The sequence below is a fragment of the Paenibacillus shunpengii genome, from assembly GCF_042684905.1.
In the GTDB taxonomy this organism is placed as follows: domain Bacteria; phylum Bacillota; class Bacilli; order Paenibacillales; family Paenibacillaceae; genus Paenibacillus; species Paenibacillus shunpengii.
This window is the reverse complement of the sequence record NZ_JBHUMJ010000002.1, coordinates 1,245,786-1,264,057: the sequence shown is the minus strand read 5'-3', so window position 1 is coordinate 1,264,057 and position 18,272 is coordinate 1,245,786. Positions and strand designations below refer to the sequence as shown.

The window sequence follows — 18,272 nt, the reverse complement described above, 5'->3', positions numbered from 1 at the left end:
GAGTTTATAATTCTTCAGGAAATGATTTGAAAAAACCTAATTTCCTTACATCACCTTCCCTATAATCTCTCATTATATGTAATCATATTCAATTTGATCCTTGTTCCAAAAAAACAGCAGCACCATCCTCGTATGAGAATGTGCTGCTGGACAAGTACACTAATCATGCTGTATTGCTGACTTGTTGTGCGGTTACTTTGAGTGCTCCAATTCATGCTGATACAGCTGAGGATTAACCTTTGATATAAACGGACTAACTGCACCTATAGAGTAAATGTACAGTAAGTGCATCGCACGCGTGCACGCCGTATAGAATAGCTTGCGTTCACTTTCTCTTGAATACGCTTTGGCCGAACCGTCATAAATGATGACTGCATCAAATTCAACGCCCTTGGCCAGGTATGCCGGAATGACCTGTACTCCTTTTTCGAAACCAAGCGTCGTTTTCTTAATCAGTTTTGGCACTGTGCTGAGCTTGCCGTGAAGACGCTCATGTACCTTAAGGCTTTGACCTGCAGACTTACAAATAACGGCGATGGACTCGTATCCTTGCGACTGAAGCTCCTCAAGCTTCAATACCATAGCTTCCTCCATCTCATCTCGCTTCCCGAATTTATATACGTAAGGCTTCTCTCCCTCACGATTGAATGGAACGATGGCCTCTCCGTCAGGAAGCAAGGATTTAGTAAATTCTACGATTTCCTTCGTTGAACGATAGCTGCGCGTGAGCCTTATCACTTCCGCCTTGTCCGTGCTGTAGATATCTCTCAGCTCACTTGTCCCACTAAGTACGGATGAATGAGCATAGATCGCCTGATTAAAATCTCCTAACGCGGTCATCTTCGCACGGGGGAACATTTGTCTGAAGAAGGCAAGCTGGAATGGTGAATAATCCTGAGCTTCATCCACAATAACATGGCGTATATTCGTAAACACACGAAATCCTAATAATGAATCCTTTAGAAATAAGAACGGAGTCGTATCCTCATATGCAAGCTCCTGGGCATTTATTTTATCAATAGTAAATTTACATATATCATCCCAAGCAGATGGAAGTCGTGAACGATCAACTCCACAAGCCACCTCTGCTTCCTTGAATATAGCTTGGTACAGTCCCTTCATATCGACAAATCGCGTTGCTTTCACCCATTTGCGAAGGGGCTTAAGTCGATCGGAGACCACCATTTTGGCCAATATGTCTCTCTCCACGTCAAAATCATTAAATGTATCCTGCTTGCCTCGCTGCTTCCGCCGTAATCTTTGGTAGGCCCGGTGATAGTCCTCTGTGCCAAGCAGCTGAATCTGTTCGTCTACCCACGCCGCGGTAAGTTCGCCTTTACCAAAGGCAGCAAGCTCCTTCAGCATCCATTCTTTGAGAAGCTCTAGCCGGCTCGCAATTCGAATCCCCTTGTCAAATTCATAAAATTTATGCGTGATCTGCTGTGTCGAAATGACCTCTTTCCCAAGAAAACGAAGGGGCTTGAACATCATTCCTGTCTGTGTCAGCCGATTCTTATAGCTTAGAATCAAATCGAGAAACTCAGGTGAGGACTTGAACTGAATGCCTTGAATTCGAGCTTCATAACCAGGATCGTCAGGTTGGGATAAGACATACTCCAGCTGCACAAAGGGATCCTCAAGCTGGTATTCTTTGCCGATTCTTCGTTCCAAATACTCCTGAAATGTCGTCTGCAGCATGTTCTCTTCGCCAAGCTCAGGCAATACGGTGGATACATAGCTGTTAAACATCGGATTCGGAGAGAACAGAATCATTTGATCCGCCTTCAGAAATTCCCGATCTTTATAGAGCAGATAGGCGACACGCTGCAGCGCTGCCGATGTTTTTCCGCTGCCCGCTGCACCTTGAACGATTAACAAACGGCTTGTATCATTTCGAATAATCTGGTTCTGCTCTCTCTGAATGGTGGCCACAATACTTTTCATCGAAGCATCAGAGCTTTGACTGAGTACAGCCTGCAATAGCTCATCACCAATCGTGACTCCGGTATCAAACATGAACTTGATATCTCCATCACGAATGGTAAACTGCCGTTTTAACGTGATCTCTCCTTCGATAATCCCCGATGGTGTTCGATAGGAAGATGGCCCCGGTGCCCCGTCGTAATACAGATTCGATATCGGAGCACGCCAGTCATAGACAAGAAATTCATTCTCCTGCTCTGATAAAAAGGATGCAATTCCTAAATATATAGGCTCTGCTGTATCCGTTCCCTTCTCCACAAAATCAATACGACCGAAATAGGGATTCCCTTCCAGCTTATTGAGCTTTTTCAGTGCATTAAATGCGTTTTTGTGGCTCCGTTCCCGCTCTGACAGCACCTCGGATTGCTGTCTTAAGTTCGTAGAAGTCTCCCCGACATCATCTGCTTCACTAAAGTTAATGGTGACTTCATCCCAAAATTCTTTTCGCATCTCAACCACTTCTCCGCGAACAGAACCTACTTCACCCTCAAGCTTGTTAATTGATTGTCGAATTTGTTCTGTAACTTCGTCCACTCTAGCCTGTTCGAGTTGCCATTCCTTGTCCGTACTCAAGTGATCCGCTCCTTCTTCATATTATTGAATTCATTTTAACCAATATATTAGTCCATCCTCAGCTCTTCCACCGTATCCATCCATCGTGTAACTACGGAATCTGGGTCTATCAGCTGAACCCGAATACCTGCTTCAATATGAGCATATTTGGCTTGATCTATCTTTAACGCATGAATATGCGCAGTGAACCTGTCTCTTTCATGTTTGGCAGATCTTAATGGAGCAAGCGGCTTAACGGCCATTTTGAGATAATAGACTCGTTCTGCATACACAATAACGAGTTCGGCTTTGCCGCTGCGAAGCATATTGTGAGAAGTCGTCGTACCACACCATAATGCCAGCCTTAGTGTATATTCATCCGTTGCTACAATCTCACCGACACTGATCATTGCTGTATGCGGCCAGCCATCCTCCGATACTGTCTGCAGCATAAAGGCTTCATTCTGTTTAGATGGAAGGCGTTCTCCATCCAGCAGCTTTAGTAAGGGTTCAGGGATCGCTATATTTTTATTCATATTTTTCCCCCATATTGCATTCTCAATCTTCCGGTGTTAAGTAAAATATCCATATGCTCATTATTAAAAAGACCAAACAACAAGAACAAACCCGGGCGACTTTCTCAGTAGCCCGGGCTGTTCTATTATTGTAGCCAATCATTGGTTATCATGCAAATGAACAGGAATCAGTTATTAGGTTGTTGCTTCATGATCTTGCAGGTGTTGGAATCGGTCCAATCGAAAAGCGGATAAATTATAACGGATAGAATCACCGTTCACAAGATTGGAGATGAGCTCCCCTACGGCACTGGCAAACTTGAATCCATGTCCAGAGAACCCGCAGGCCAGAACCACTCCCTTATGGTCAGGGTGATAATCGATAATAAAATCCTCATCCGGCGTGTTCTCATACTTGCATGCTGCCCCCCGAATGAGCCTCCCATTCGCTTCCGGAATATATTTGTGAAGAGCCTGACGAAGAATCTCTTCATCTTCCCCACCCGACTGAAATGGAAGCAGGGGAGCACTCGGATCTATATCCGTTCCCCAATCATGACGGCCGATCTTTAATCCAGATCCGTCCTTGCTGGGGAACCCGTAATATAGCCCATTCTCTGTATCTAGTGTAAATCCAGGGAATTGAGATACATCAAACAGCTCAGGTGCCTCAAACCATCCAATAACCTGTCTTACCGCTGCAACAGGCGGCTTGACCGATTCCGCGGTTTCTGAAGCCCAGGCTCCCGTCGTAATTACAAGCTGGTCTGCTTCATATTTCTCTGCAGCCGTATGTACAATGTATCCTGAGCCTGAGGATTCCCAGTGAAGGACCTTGGCACCCGTAACAAGTCTTGCGCCATGCCGCTCGGCAAGTCCTTTATAGGCATGGAGTACAGGCTCCGTCAGCAGATATCCTGCCCTGCGCTCGAGAATACCTGAATACCCTTTTGGCAAATGAAAACCCGGCCATCTGTGCTTGATCCCCATCGTGCTGAGGCGTTCTACCGATAGATTAAAGGCAAGTGCATTATTCCACTTCTCTTCCGCTAATGGATCATGATCAGGCGATATATTCAGCACCCCTGAAGGAATTAACAACGTACTGCTGCTTTCTCGTTCCAACTGACTCCACAGTTCGTGGGCTCTTACTGCCATTGCGTTGTATACAAGGTCACCAGTGTATGCATAACGGAACAATCGAGTATCCCCATGATGGCTTCCTTGGGTATGCGGCGGTTCATAAGCATCGAGCATCAATACGGATTTCCCTGACTTCGCAAGATAGTAGCCGCTGCTCAGACCCATAGTTCCTGCACCAATAATAATGACATCCACTTTATTCTTCACGGAACACACCTTCTTTATAAGTATTCAGGATGATGATCCAGTACAAAGTCTACTAAATTACCCCGAATTAGATATTGTAATGATCATAAACGAATTTACTTCGTCCGCGCAAGTGTACATTTTACACCACATCTTTATTTTTTCAGCCATGCTGACAGCCCCTCTGAGCTATCCTTCGTTTCTTCAGAGTCTAGAATATGGTCAGCCAAGCGGTTTAAACGTTCGAGCTGATAACCGTAATCGTACATTGCTGCAGCAACGATCGACAGCCGAAGCATTCCCTCCCGCTCAAAATCAATGCCCTCAATCGCAGATTCCATGAACTCCACATTGGTACGCACCAGCTCTTCGCCTTCCTGCTCATTGGGCTTAAGCTTATCTTCAAATTTGAGCAGGACATGCTCATGGAATTTGATCAATTTCTCCAAATGCTCATCGAAATATTGATCCGTTCGGTCTGATCGTTCCGCCTGAAAATAGTGTCGATCCACCGCATCCAGCACTGCAAAACCTTTTTGAAGACTTGATAGCATCAGCTTGTAGACAACCATCTGCCTTGTTGAACTGAACTTCGCCCGCCTCAGCTTCTGCTGTTCTTCTTCAAACAGATGATATTTGTCGACAAGGGATTTGATCTGGCCTTCAAGATCATTTTTCTCATCACGAAACACCGATTCTTTAATCTCATCCGATATAGAGGTTCTGAGCAGCAAGGACATACGGTCAAAGACACTTCTGATCTGCATTACAAATTGCAGTTTCGGCTTCGGCGGAGATACAGTGACGTTAATTACCGAAGCAGACACGATACCGATCAATGTCAGAATGAATCTGTCCACTGCATAGTGCCAGTCCCCGGAGGCTTCCATAATAGATACAACCGTGACGAGCGTAAGACCGATCGTATCGCCCATTTTTAACTTAAGACAGATACTGATGACCAGTATACATGCCAATCCGACAGCAATGGGTTCATTGGAGAACACCATCCCTCCAATCAGCGCAACGATGGCGCCAAGCGTCGTAGATTGCACTTGATCAAGAAAGTATCGCCAGGATCGGTATATAGAGGGCTGCATTGCAAAAATAGCTGCAATTGCCGCACCCACAGGCGACTGGGGAATGTTCAGCAGCATGCTTATATATAAAGCTAGAGTAACTGCAATCCCGGTCTTCAACACCCGAGCGCCGAAAGACATCCCTATAAGCCCTCCTTCTAGGAATCATGATTAGATATTTTTGTATTATTACCCCAAAACCACAAATTACGTAAACCTGTTCTTCTCAAATGAACGATTTATTGTACCATGACTTTCCTGAACTTTCGAGCACATTTGTAACAAATCAATGACAGCTTCGTTCACTTCGCTTAATAGAGCTATTCGCATATTGTAATTAATTACCTTGGTAAATCCCTTCCACCTCGATTGCTTAACTTTTCCAAGCCAAGTAATATGGTTTCACATGGGAACATTTCCAATATTTCTTTGGGCAGGAGGACTGCTGTTCCTATAGTAAAATACTGTACAGCTTAGAGGGGTTGACAACATGTTCAAAAAGAAGCTTGGCCTGCTGACACTCGCTTTCCTAATGGTATTCTCCATTATGGGTGGAGTCGTATCCGCAGCCGCAGCGACACCAAAAATCAAGGTATACCTGGACGACGAGTTAATGACGTTCCCTGTGACACCTGCCATTCAGAAAGGGGTAACGTTTGTTCCCTTCCGAGCATTATTCGAAGCGTTTGATTACTCGGTGAAATGGAACAATGCAGAGAAACGCATTAACGCGGACAACGGCGAAGTGAAACTCCAGCTCTACGCCGGTAAGACTACAGCCCATATTGATGGTCAAAGAACCAGCCTTCCTGCCGCACCTTACATAGAGAAAGGCAGCACGCTGATTCCGCTCCGATTCGTTGCTGAAGCTACAGGCTACACTGTGTCCTGGGATCAAAGCAGCAAAACAATTCATATTTCTACCTCAGCTGGAGAAGAAGAGAACCAGCAAAAGGTAGATGCCTTCCTTAAACAGTTTGGTACTGCCGAAAGTGAGCGCAATCTTAATAAAGTTAAATCCATGCTCGATACGGACTCATACTACTATGATTACTTCGTTGAATATTACGAGGAACTATTTAAGTCACAAGGAAATACAACCTATTCGAATGTCGAGATCGTGAGTGCAGAGGATGGCGAAATTATTGCCTCAGTCACCCGTACCGAAATTTGGACCGGAGGTCCATTCTTCTTCGACCTCACTCAAGATGAATTGTGGCTGTTCCTGACCGAATCGTCAGATGGAAGCTTGAAGCTGAATGATGAAATTCCAGGTTACGCTTATTATCATGCACTGGACTTGATCGGTCAGACACCGGCCGTTCCTCAAGAGGATCAAACAAGCATCGAAGAAACACTGCAAGCTCAGTATGATGGATACAATAACAAGGATGCAGACCTTGTATTGTCTACCCATGATCAATCCACATGGATTTATCGCAGTCTTCAACAATTGTTTAATAGCGGCTATCTGAACGAAGTAGACTATGATCTCTCCGCTTCTTCTATTAACGTTGTTCAGTATAATGGAAATACTGCTATCGTTCATGCTGAAGAGTCAGATATTGAAGGTGAGCTGACAGGCATGTACTATATGGTGAAAACAGAGGATGGAAGCTGGCTCATCGCGGACGCGTTCTCTCTTTACCCAGAAGAAGATTACAGTGTAATGTCTCTGATGGACAGCCCGCAGGCTCACAAATCAGATAAAAATCACCGTTAATCTATAGCCTGCCTAAGAATACGAAAAGAGCCCGGGCTCCTCTGCAAGCACTTGCAGGGGAGCCTGGGCTCTTCTTATATATTAGGATTAATAACTTCAGATCGATTATCCAGAAATATCACTGCTCTTCCTTGGCACTCTTCTCGCCACTCCCGTTTGAAGAGCCGCCTCAATGACCCGCTCACGAATGGATTTAACGACTCGATCATTAAAAACACTAGGAATGATATAATACTTCGTCCGTTCCTCATCCGATATTGAGGAAGCAATGGCCGTTGCAGCTGCCAGCTTCATCGCCTCATTAATTTCACTGGCTCTGCAGTCCAGTGCGGCACGGAACATTCCAGGGAAGCATAACACATTATTAATCTGGTTTGGATAATCAGATCTCCCTGTAGCCATAACTGCTACAATATCCTCTACTTCACTCGGCATAATTTCGGGTACCGGATTGGCCATAGCAAATACAATCGGGTCCTTCGCCATCGTCATGATATGCTCTCTTGTAAGCAGATTCCCTCTGGAGAGGCCAATGAAGATATCCGCATCCTTAATAACCTCATAAAGCGAGCCTGTCTGAAGATTAGGGTTCGTCCGCTCCGCATAATCCTGCCAGATCGGATTATCATAGGTTTCTGTTCGCACAAGAGCTCCCTCACGATCAACCCCAATTAAATTCTTGGCTCCAGCAGACAACAAAATGTTGCTGCAGGCAACCCCAGCGGCTCCAATACCGCATACAACAATCTTCGTGTTCTCGAGCGACTTGCCGACCAGCTTCAGTGCATTAATCAGTCCTGCATACAATACGACCGCTGTACCGTGCTGATCATCGTGAAAGACAGGAATATCCAGCTCCTCATTCAGTCTCCGTTCAATCTCAAAGCAGCGTGGAGAAGAAATATCTTCGAGATTAATACCGCCAAAAGCCGGCGATATCGCTTTGATCGTCCGAATGATCTCTTCGGTGTCCTGTGTTTCCAGGCAGATCGGAAAAGCATCTACACCCGCAAGCTGCTTGAACAGCATTGCTTTACCTTCCATGACAGGCATGGCAGCACGCGGGCCAATATTACCGAGACCGAGTACTGCACTTCCATCGGATACAACAGCTACCGTATTTCTTTTGATCGTTAATGAATACGCCTTCTGCGGCTCCTCGGCAATCGCATTACATACTCTCGCCACGTCCGGTGTGTATACTCTCGACAGATCCTCCCGGTTGTTAATCGGGGATTTGGGAGCGATTTCAATTTTGCCCCCCAAATGGAGCAGAAAGGTGCGGTCGGATACGTTGATAATGGATACTCCATTAAGATTTCGGACTGTCTCTACAATCTTCTTGTTATCATCAGCATGAGAAACCGCAACGGTTAAATCTCGAACGGTGATATCCTGATTAGTTGAAATTACGTCAATGGCAACGATATCTCCTCCAGCCTGCGAGATTGCAGATGCCACTTCACCAAAATTAATGGTCTTGGTCTTCATTTCGAGCCGAATAATAATGCTGTTTCCGTCAAGATTGCGCTGTATCATGCGAGTCCCTCCCGTGAGATGTAGTCAAGGCATTCATCAACTGTGACTTCGAGACACAGCCTTGATATTCCTGCTATCCTTACATAAAAAAGGCTCTCCTTCGACAGCAGCTTACATGATAAAGTAAGTGCTGTTCGCTAGAGAGCCGTAATGCCCTTTTCTTTTTATAAATCAACTCTTGAAGGACGTTTCAGAATTCGAATCCCGTAAGGGGCTAATTTTACTCCCTCTGTGAACGTGTCCTCTCCTTCTGTTCCGTTCAATGAAGTACCGATCTCCGTATAGGAGCGCTCATCCAAAGGCATAAACTGGATCTCATCTGTGTAGTTCTGAAGGAAGACGTAGTCCGTCTGACCATCTGTTCGGACATGGGCTGTTACACCTTGAGGGTATTCCCCGCTAATCGCCTGCGTGATGCCAAGCTCTGTGATCACTAGATTATAAAAGTCTTGATGGAAAGGAGCAGCATTGCGTGAAGCAATGTAATACGCCTTGCCAGATCCCAGTGCATTTACGGTAAGTGCCGGGCGCCCTTGATAAAAGTCACTGTCATATGCCGCGATTGCGGTTGCTGTCTCCAGATGAATGAGATCACACAGCTCTATCGCCTCATACGCTCCGGTGAGTCCAAGGGCATTGTCTTCTAGCGCTATGACTTTATTAACCTGCCCATCATGCAGCCCGTCAATTTCCTCTGACCAGATGCCGAGTGTCTTGCGAAGCGGTCCGGGAAAGCCTCCAAGGAAACAGAGATCATTCTCGCTGACTATACCCGACCAATAGGTGGCAACGAAGGTTCCTCCATTCTGTACAAACGCCTCAATACGTTCACCGACACCAGGCTTTACCATATAGAGCATGGGTGCAATGAGCAGCTTGTATTTGGCAAAGTCAGCATCCATGTTGATGATATCTACCGATACTCCCTTTTCCCAAAATGTCTTGTAGTGGGACTGTACCGTCTCATCGTATTTGATCCCTACATTACGAGGTCCTTGTGAATCTTGGATCGCCCATCGATTCTCCCAGTCGAAGATAATTGCCACTTCCGCAGGCACACTCGTACCTGTAACCTCTTCAAGCCCGGTTAATACTTCCCCAACCTCGGTCACTTCCTGGAATACACGGGTGTGCTCATTGCCTACATGATCGACGACAGCTCCATGCAGCTTCTCACTGGAGCCCCGGCTCTTGCGCCACTGAAAATACTGAACCGTATCTGAACCGTGCGCCACAGCCTGAAGAGAAGACAACAGATGCATTCCCGGCTTCTTCAGCTTGCTGACCTCCTGCCAGTTCGTCATGCTCGGCGTGCTCTCCATCAGCATAAATGGTTTGCCGCCTTTAATAGAGCGAACGATATCATGCATGAGTGCAACGGTCATTGCCTGATGACTGTCATCCTGAGCATCATGCCACGTTGGATAACTGTCCCATGATAATACATCCAGTACGTCTGCGAATTTCCAGTAGTCAAGACCATCAAAGTAGCTCATGAAATTGGTTGTTGCCGGCAGCTCGGGATTCGCTTCTTTGAGCGGAGCCAGCTCATGCTGGAGGAAATCAAGTGTCCGATCGGTCACATAACGTTTCCAATCAAGATTCATCGCATGTACCTGAGTCTCTCCATGAGGAGCAGGGGACTCAATCTGATCCCAGCTCGTATACGTATGGCTCCAAAAGGTTGTCCACCAGGCATGATTCAGTTCGTCCAGTGTTCCATACTTCTCCTTGACCCACTCCCGAAATCCCGCCTGACAATATTCACAATGGCAGTCCCCGCCAAGCTCGTTGGAAATATGCCAGCCGATGACTGCAGGATGATGAGCATAACGCTCAGCAAGCCTGCTGTTCATCATATGTACTTTCTCTCTGTAAACCGGAGAAGAGTAACAATGATTATGGCGGAAGCCGTGGAGATTACGCACTCTATTCCTGCCTACCCTCAGCACTTCCGGATATTGCTGAGACATCCAGGCTGGTCTTGCACCACTTGGTGTTGCCAGCAGTGCATATATGCCATTCTCGGCAAAGGTGTCCAAAATCTGGTCAAGCCATTCAAAGGTGAATACACCCTCTTCGGGCTCCAGAGATACCCAGGAGAAGATACCAACAGACATCACATTACAATTGGCAAGCTTCATTAGCCGGATATCCTCTTGCAGCACTTCCGGATACCGCAGCCACTGCTCCGGGTTGTAGTCTGCCCCATGCAGCATTACAGGTGCTTTCGCAAATAACGGTGAATATTTCTTATTCATACTTGCCACTCCTCACGATCGTATAAATTTACCCTCACTCCAATGAAAACGATTACATCCTTGTTCTATATCTTACACTTTGAAGCAGATCCGAACAACTTTCGTCCGAAAGCATGACCCACTCTTCATAAAATTAACCTTTTACAGAACCGACGGTCATCCCTTTAACAAAGTATTTTTGCAGGAAAGGATATACAAGCAGAATGGGAGCAGCACCTATAAAGATCTGTGCAGATTTTACCGTCGTTTGGCTGATCAATTCCATCTCCTGCGGATTCATGGCCATTGTGCTCATATCCCGCTGAATAATGACTGTCTGGAGAAAGGTTGCCAGCGGAAAGTCCCCGGAATCATTCAAATACAGCAAGCCGTCAAACCATGAATTCCAATGAAATACCATACTGAACAAGCTGATCGTCGCAATGGATGGCAGCGATATCGGCAGATAAATCGAGAGTAATGTCCTGAAATGACCCGCTCCGTCAATCAGTGAAGCTTCTTCAAGCTCCTTCGGGATCCCTCTGAAGAAATTCAGCATCAAGATGACTAGAAAAGTGTTCACTGCCGACGGAAGCACGAGTACCCAGAACGTATCGATGAGACGAAGCGTTTGAATGACTTCATAGAAAGGAACAAGTCCTCCGTTAAAGATCATGCTGAATACAAAGATCCAGGAGTACAGCGTTCTTCCTTTAAAAGCGGAGTTTTCTTTGGACAGCGGATAGGCCGCAAGAAAAGTCACGATTAAGGTGATGGCTGTACCTATGACGGTTCTCAGCACAGAGACCCAGATGGAATGCAGAAAGGCTGGATTGTTAATCGTCTTTTTGTAAGCCTCTAGTGAGAAATCGATTGGAATCAGCGAGACCAGATTGGCATCTGCCGCCGCTTTGCTGCTAAATGATACGGCAAGCACATGAATCAGCGGTATGATGCAAAGAATGGCAAGCAATATCAGAAACAGGTTATTGAACGCACTGAATATGCGGTATGATCTTGTTTTATGATACATGGTTTCTCCCTCCCTCTCAGGTTCATATAATCTAGAAGATACGATAACCGGCCCACTTGTAGGCTAGCCTGTAGGATATGAGAATCAGCACCATACTGATGACCGATTTGAACAGCCCAATCGCAGTACCAAAGCCCATTTCTCCATTAAGTATCGCGGTTCTATACACAAAGGTGTCGATAATATCGCCCGTTTCATATACGAGAGGATTGTATAGGTTGAAAATTTGGTCAAAGCCTGCATTCAGGACATTCCCAAGTGCAAGCGTACCGACAACAACGGTGATGGGTATTAGTGAAGGTACAGTAATGTGCATCGTCTGCTTCCATCGGCCTGCACCGTCCATCTCAGCCGCTTCATAGAGTGCCGGATTAATCCCGGCCAGTGCTGCTAGAAAAATAATCGTGTTGTATCCGAACTCCTTCCATACATCAGAGATGATAACCGTCAATCGAAACCAGTTGTTGTCTCCGAGAAATAGGATCGGATCAATGCCGAAGCTGCCTAGAACCCGATTGAAGAGGCCTGCGGGAGCGAGTAGATCCACCAGAATTCCCCCGAGAATGACCCATGATAGGAAGTGAGGCAAGTATACTAATGTTTGGATCGAGCGCTGAAGACCTACTTTCCGGACTTCGTTAAGCAGGATGGCAAACACGAACGGAACAAGCAGATTGAAGATCATCTTGGCTACAGCAATAATCACCGTATTCCAAATGACCTGCATACTGTCTTCCCGTTCAAAGAGGTAGCGGAAATTATCCAGCCCGACCCATTCGGAGCCAGCAATTCCGAGCCACGGTTTATAATCCTGGAATGCCATGACAATTCCGGCCATGGGCAGATAACTGAACAGGAATAGAAATACCATGGCAGGCAGCAGCATGATATGAAATGGCCATGTCTTTTTGAGCGTTCTCATCCTAATCCCTCCTATTTACAATTAAAAATGACTCTTTCTCTAGAAATAAGGTATAGAAAAGCAGCATACATGATTGCATGCTGCTTTCATCTCACACGCTTTATTTTACGCTGTCGTACCATTCATTCACTTCTTGGGTAATTTGATCTCCTCCGCCAGTTTTCCAGGTTTCGACGAAAGTATCAAATGCATCGACAGGCTTGTTGCCATATATAATTTCGTTAAACGTTTGATTTTCAATTTTGTTGAGATAGTCGAGCTTGGATTTCATCGTTTCTGTCGGAGGACCTGTGAACATATCCTTATAGGAGATATCCTCTTGAGACATCAGCACCTTGGCTGCCTGAGGTGTCTCTAGCCCGTAGTTGGCTTTCACTTCACGCTCAAGCCTTGTTTCGGCTTCTTTGCCGTCTGCCAAATTAAGGAGCGCCTTCATCTGTGCATCCGGTATTCTGGCTCCGTCTCTCACGAGAAGATAGCGCAGCACATTGACATATCCGCCTTCAATCTCATCGTATCTCACCTGTTTGCCGTCTGCGTCCAGCTGATAGTCATAGCCTTCAAACAAGCCAAAGTCATGCTCACTGCCGGCAGCTGGATCTGCAAAATGGTCAAACAAATAATTCTGATATGTGAAGAAAGCCTCAGGATGCTCCATATCTTTCTTAATCAGCGTTACTCCATTTGAGAAATGCGTTCCATGACGCATGGCAGTTCCATTTTCACCCGTAGGAATCGGATAAGGCTTCCATACGGCTTGTGGGTCGTTCTTGACCGTGTCCACCAGCGGCCATCCGCTCATCCAGTATGGACCTGGAATGATTCCTGCTGTCCCGGCTACGGCAGGCTCCGCCGTCTTGTTCTCATCCCATAGTGCAACCTCTTGAGGGATATAGCCCTTATCAAACCACTCGCTCAGCTTCTGGAGACCCTGCTTCATTCCTGGATGCACAGATCCGTATTCCAGCTTGCCATCTTCACCAATATTCCATTGCTGCGGAAGAGTGCCGTAGGCTCCAAAGATCCAGGATGGATCAGCCATCCATGTATTCATCGAATTTTTGATTCCGATACTAAGCGGTGTGACCTTATCCGGAGACAGTCCGCTTGGATTATTGTTCTTGAAGGCTTCCATCACTGCTTCCAGCTCATCAATCGTTGTCGGCGCCTTCAAATTCAGCTTGTCGAGCCAATCCTGTCTGATCCACAGGAGGTAGTCATTGTTATAAGCGTAATCGAGAACCGGAATTCCCATCTTCTTGCCGTCACGCGTATATGCATTCCAAACGGTTGGATCGATATTCATTGCTTCCTTCCATGTATCTGAAGCATACTTGTCGAACAGCTCGCCAACCTCACCATAGATTCCAGATTCAATCAAGTCTTGAACGAGCTGTGTCTGATCTGCACCAATCGTTAATATATCCGGCATGTCCTGTCTTGAAGACATGGACAGTCTCACTTTTGTAGCGAAGGCACCATTCGTATCCGTTACAGACCAAAGTGAATCAATATTAATTCCGAATTGCTCTTTTGCCCATTTCGTTGCTACGCTGTTCTCAATGGTTTCACCGTTCTTGAACGTCACCGCCGGATCAATTCCCCACACGGTGGATATGGTTACTTCTGGATCATATTTTTCTTTGTATACGTTTTCAGCAGTGACCGGCGCTGTTGCGCTGTCGTTTGTGTTCTCTGCTCCCCGCCCCGAACAGCCCATGAGACCGACACTAGCTGCCATGGTCACTGCAAGAACGGATAGCGTTGATCTTTTCCATCTAAACCCCATTTGAGTTCCCCCTTAAAGAACTTGATCCTTACCCTTTTTATTATGAGAGGTGTCGGTCTTTTTTCCTATGATACTAAATTAAGGTTTCTGCACCTTTTTCAACTTATTGCTCTCGAAATTCGTTTGGCGACATGCCAAAATGCTTTTTAAACAATTTGCTGAAGTACTGCGGATTCTGGTATCCAAGTTCAGAAGTGATTTCGTATATTTTCTTGTTCGTATGTTTCAGCAGGTACAGCGCCTTCTCCAATCGGATTCGAATCAAGTATTCACTAAGGCCTTCCCCCGTCTCTGCCTTGAATACTTTGGACAAATACACCGGATGCAGAAAGACCCGGTCTGCTATGATCTTCACGGTCAGCTCATAACCATATTCAGATGCAACCAGATCCTTAACCTGCTTGACAATATATCCTTTGGACAAGGGCTTATTCTGCTGATCCTCTTCCAGCTTGTCTAGTATCCGAAAAGTATAATTTCGAAGCTCAGCCGGGTACTGAATCAGTCTCTCCACATGATGGGGCTCCATGCCATGAACGTCCAGCTCGCTGATCCGAATATCCGTCCGATGCGTGATATATAAGCAGGCGTTTATGATCGCCAGATAAATTTCATACATATGCTCTCTGGAAACTGGATGTCGATCAATGACATCAAATACTTCGCCCAATTTGTCCCGTACAGATCTCCATTGTCCAAGCTCAAGCAGCTGCTGAAGGACAGGCGGCTTGTACAGCAGGTTAAACACTTCTTTCGAAGCGCCTGAAAGGGCCCTATACGAATCCTGGGGAGAATATAGCACCGCTGCTTCTTCATCTGTGCTTGCCAGGTACATTGAATTTAACATTTGGTGATAGACCGTGCTGGTATCATTCGGAAACTGAAAGCTGGAGCTTATAATAACGGACACATCTCCATGTAAGTACTGTCTGACATTCTCTTGAAAAGTCCTTAGAAGCGAATAAAGCTGTCTTCGGTCTTTATCTTCCATTTCCATCTCTAAGCCGGCGGTATTGTCTGTCTGAATGAGGACAGCCAAGCAGTGATGGGGTGTTCTTCCCTGCCATACTTTATAGTTCGTGCCGAGGATCTCTTCTGAAATGTTTCCGATCGCATATTCAATAAGCACCCGGGATTTGGGATCCAGATCCATAAATCCTTGATTCAGCTGAACCAGGATCATGAGGGACTCAACATCCGTCTGCAGAGGTATTTCATAATCCTGCAGCTGCTGCTTGACCCGCGACAAGGTATGTGGTGTCCCAAGCAGCAGGCCCTGCAGCATATTTTCCCGAAGCAGGACATAATCTGATTTGCGCTGATACATGAGCTGATGGTATTTATCCGTTTCCTTTTCTCTTTCCTTGATGGCCTCAACTGTTTGATTCACACTTTTTATAAATTCCTCATCGTCTACTGGCTTAAGTATGTAGTCCTGAGCCTGTAATTGAATCGCTTTTTTGGCATATTGAAAGTCACTATATCCTGTCAGCAGAATGGATCGTATTTCCGGCCATTTTTCACTAGCCTTCTCGATCAGTTCAAGACCATCCATTCCAGGCATTCGAATGTCCGTCACCAATATATCTACGGGATGGCTTTGCAGCAGCTGAAGTGCTCCTGCCGCCGAATCTGTTCTGTACACATGCCTGATGCCCATCTCCTCCCATGGAATGGTCGCCTCCAGACTCTCCGTAACATAGCTTTCATCATCAACCAACAAGATGTCCATGATTATGATCGTTCCTTTCATATCTAGTCGTATTCTCCCATTGAATGCTGGCACTGAACCCGCCCATCGCGGATGTATCAACGGACAAATAACTGCTGTCTCCGTACCTTAACTGCATTCGTTGATTTACATTCCACAAGCCGCAGCCTGAGTTCTCATCCATGGGCTTCGTTAGGCGCCCCCTCAATTCCTGAAGTCTGCTCTCGGAAATGCCGAGACCATCATCCTCAACTACAATTCGCATCATTCCGTTCGGATCCTGACAAGCCCCGATGCGTATAAACCCGGCATCCGGAGACCGTTCAATACCGTGAATGACAGCATTCTCTACAAGCGGCTGAATCACTAATGGTGGAATGGGCTGATCCAGCAGCTCGTCTGGAATCTCGATCACATAGTCAATTCGATTCATGCGCATCTTCTGTATCTTGAGATATGCGACTACAAAATCCATCTCTTCCTTTAGAGTGACCAGCTCCTTCTCCTGACGGGTGGTATACCGATAGTAACGGGACAGATTATGGGACATGGCCACAACCGCGTCCATCTTACCGAGCTTTGCCATACTTGTAATGAAGGAGAAGCAATTATAGAAGAAATGGGGATTAATTTGAGACTGCAGCTGCTTCAGCCTCGCCTCTTTTACTTGAATCTGCTCCAGGTATACATGCTCAAACAGCTCCTGGATCTGCTCTACCATGGAATTGAAGCGTTCTGACAGGAAACTGAATTCATTCCTGCCCTTAGATACCACTCGCACGGAATAGTCCCCCATCTTCAGCCGCTGAAAACCGCGAATCAAACTTTTAACGGGAATTTGGACCTGTACGTACAGTAAGTAGGCAGCTAAGAAGCTCATGAGCAGTAGAGTTCCTACGGCCCCATAGAATAGCTGATTGGATTTCTCAATCGGTGCAAGCACATCCGTTAGAGGGATATAATCCACCAAATACCATCCTGTAGCTTGGGATAAGACCGTATGAACACTATAGATATTTCCATCCATCTCTACCGTCCGGTAATCGACATCATTCATCTCGGGAAATTTCAGCTGAGTGAGAAGTTTGGCACTTTGTGCAATATCCTGCGTTCGGTTATAAATAACACCGGTGCCCGGTTTGTAATAGAAAGGGTCCCTTCTTCCATTACTCTTAAACTTGTCCAGCATATCCTGTAAGTTCGTGCTGTCAAATTCGATCTTAACGATGCTGTTTGCCTTGGCGAGATCCTGAACCGAATATGGCGAAACCGTATACCAAGAAAAAAGATACTGCTCACTGTTGAGTCGCTGCACCTTCTCCACCTGCCACCCCGGTTTAATCTCTTCTTTCAGTTCTTTAGGATCGTACCGCTTAGCATTGCCTTCCGTAATCATCCTCTCCATGGAGGGGGAATAGAAGGTAAGGCTGCTGCGCCAATTGGATGAGCTCTCCTGAATGCCCAGCTTGTTCTGCACCCGCTTGACCTGATTAATGAGATCCAGATTCAAATAATCGCTGTCCATATAAATATCTTTGAAGCTCTCAATATCGGGATCATGGATCAGCAGATTCGTCCAGGAGGATAGTTCGTCGATGCTTGTGTTCACCTGACTTTGAAAAAAGGCAAGCTGATTACTGCTGGATTTGTTCAGCTCACTGACTACAGTATCGGTTGCCATTTTGTTGGAATAGCTGTACAAGAACACAACAGGAATAAGCATGATAATAATCAGCAATACAATCTTCGTAAACAAGGAATATCTGATCATAGTAGAATATACACCTCGTAGAATGATGTCGATGTGACTATTGTAAGCGTTTTATGTGGAAAATTAAATCAAAATTAACTTGACTC

12 protein-coding genes are annotated in these 18,272 nt (G+C 45.9%); 1 reads left to right on the top strand and 11 read right to left on the bottom strand.

What is annotated here, in order from left to right:
• Positions 1 to 192: 192 nt before the first annotated feature.
• The 4 genes from helD to ACFSVM_RS05980 all read right to left on the bottom strand — a co-directional run bounded on the left by helD (position 193) and on the right by ACFSVM_RS05980 (position 5,599).
• Positions 193 to 2,556 (bottom strand): RNA polymerase recycling motor HelD, encoded by a 2,364-nt coding sequence (gene helD, locus ACFSVM_RS05995; RefSeq protein WP_379260887.1) that lies wholly within the window; start codon positions 2,554 to 2,556, stop codon positions 193 to 195.
• A gap of 47 nt (positions 2,557 to 2,603) precedes the next feature.
• The gene (locus ACFSVM_RS05990; protein WP_379260885.1) at positions 2,604 to 3,071 is read right to left on the bottom strand and encodes a pyridoxamine 5'-phosphate oxidase family protein; all 468 of its coding nucleotides are present in this window, start codon (positions 3,069 to 3,071) and stop codon (positions 2,604 to 2,606) included.
• Positions 3,072 to 3,245: 174 nt separating this feature from the next.
• Positions 3,246 to 4,400 carry an N-methyl-L-tryptophan oxidase gene (solA, locus tag ACFSVM_RS05985; RefSeq protein WP_083655697.1) on the bottom strand — a complete coding sequence of 385 codons (1,155 nt, stop codon included), beginning with the start codon at positions 4,398 to 4,400 and terminating at the stop codon, positions 3,246 to 3,248.
• 134 nt (positions 4,401 to 4,534) lie between these two features.
• Positions 4,535 to 5,599, bottom strand: coding sequence for an FUSC family protein (locus ACFSVM_RS05980; protein WP_076311299.1), 1,065 nt, complete (start codon positions 5,597 to 5,599; stop codon positions 4,535 to 4,537).
• Positions 5,600 to 5,948: 349 nt separating this feature from the next.
• Between ACFSVM_RS05980 and ACFSVM_RS05975 the strand changes: the two genes are divergently transcribed.
• Positions 5,949 to 7,181, top strand: coding sequence for a copper amine oxidase N-terminal domain-containing protein (locus ACFSVM_RS05975; protein WP_076311300.1), 1,233 nt, complete (start codon positions 5,949 to 5,951; stop codon positions 7,179 to 7,181).
• 105 nt (positions 7,182 to 7,286) lie between these two features.
• Here the strand turns inward: ACFSVM_RS05975 and ACFSVM_RS05970 are convergent, their stop codons facing one another.
• The 7 genes from ACFSVM_RS05970 to ACFSVM_RS05940 all read right to left on the bottom strand — a co-directional run bounded on the left by ACFSVM_RS05970 (position 7,287) and on the right by ACFSVM_RS05940 (position 18,186).
• Positions 7,287 to 8,720 carry an NAD-dependent malic enzyme gene (locus ACFSVM_RS05970; RefSeq protein WP_076311301.1) on the bottom strand — a complete coding sequence of 478 codons (1,434 nt, stop codon included), beginning with the start codon at positions 8,718 to 8,720 and terminating at the stop codon, positions 7,287 to 7,289.
• A 164-nt stretch (positions 8,721 to 8,884) separates the two neighbouring features.
• On the bottom strand, positions 8,885 to 10,981 hold the full coding sequence (locus tag ACFSVM_RS05965) for a beta-galactosidase (protein ID WP_076311302.1): 2,097 nt from the start codon (positions 10,979 to 10,981) through the stop codon (positions 8,885 to 8,887).
• Between the two features lie 133 nt (positions 10,982 to 11,114).
• The gene (locus tag ACFSVM_RS05960; RefSeq protein WP_076311303.1) at positions 11,115 to 11,993 is read right to left on the bottom strand and encodes a carbohydrate ABC transporter permease; all 879 of its coding nucleotides are present in this window, start codon (positions 11,991 to 11,993) and stop codon (positions 11,115 to 11,117) included.
• 31 nt (positions 11,994 to 12,024) lie between these two features.
• Positions 12,025 to 12,915, bottom strand: a complete 891-nt coding sequence (locus ACFSVM_RS05955; RefSeq protein ID WP_076311304.1) for an ABC transporter permease — start codon at positions 12,913 to 12,915, stop codon at positions 12,025 to 12,027.
• Between the two features lie 100 nt (positions 12,916 to 13,015).
• On the bottom strand, positions 13,016 to 14,704 hold the full coding sequence (locus tag ACFSVM_RS05950; RefSeq protein ID WP_379260880.1) for a sugar ABC transporter: 1,689 nt from the start codon (positions 14,702 to 14,704) through the stop codon (positions 13,016 to 13,018).
• A 103-nt stretch (positions 14,705 to 14,807) separates the two neighbouring features.
• Positions 14,808 to 16,436, bottom strand: coding sequence for a response regulator (locus ACFSVM_RS05945; protein WP_076312520.1), 1,629 nt, complete (start codon positions 16,434 to 16,436; stop codon positions 14,808 to 14,810).
• Positions 16,417 to 18,186, bottom strand: a complete 1,770-nt coding sequence (locus tag ACFSVM_RS05940; RefSeq protein ID WP_379260878.1) for a sensor histidine kinase — start codon at positions 18,184 to 18,186, stop codon at positions 16,417 to 16,419. The genes ACFSVM_RS05945 and ACFSVM_RS05940 overlap by 20 nt, the downstream gene beginning before the upstream one ends.
• Positions 18,187 to 18,272: the final 86 nt, after the last annotated feature.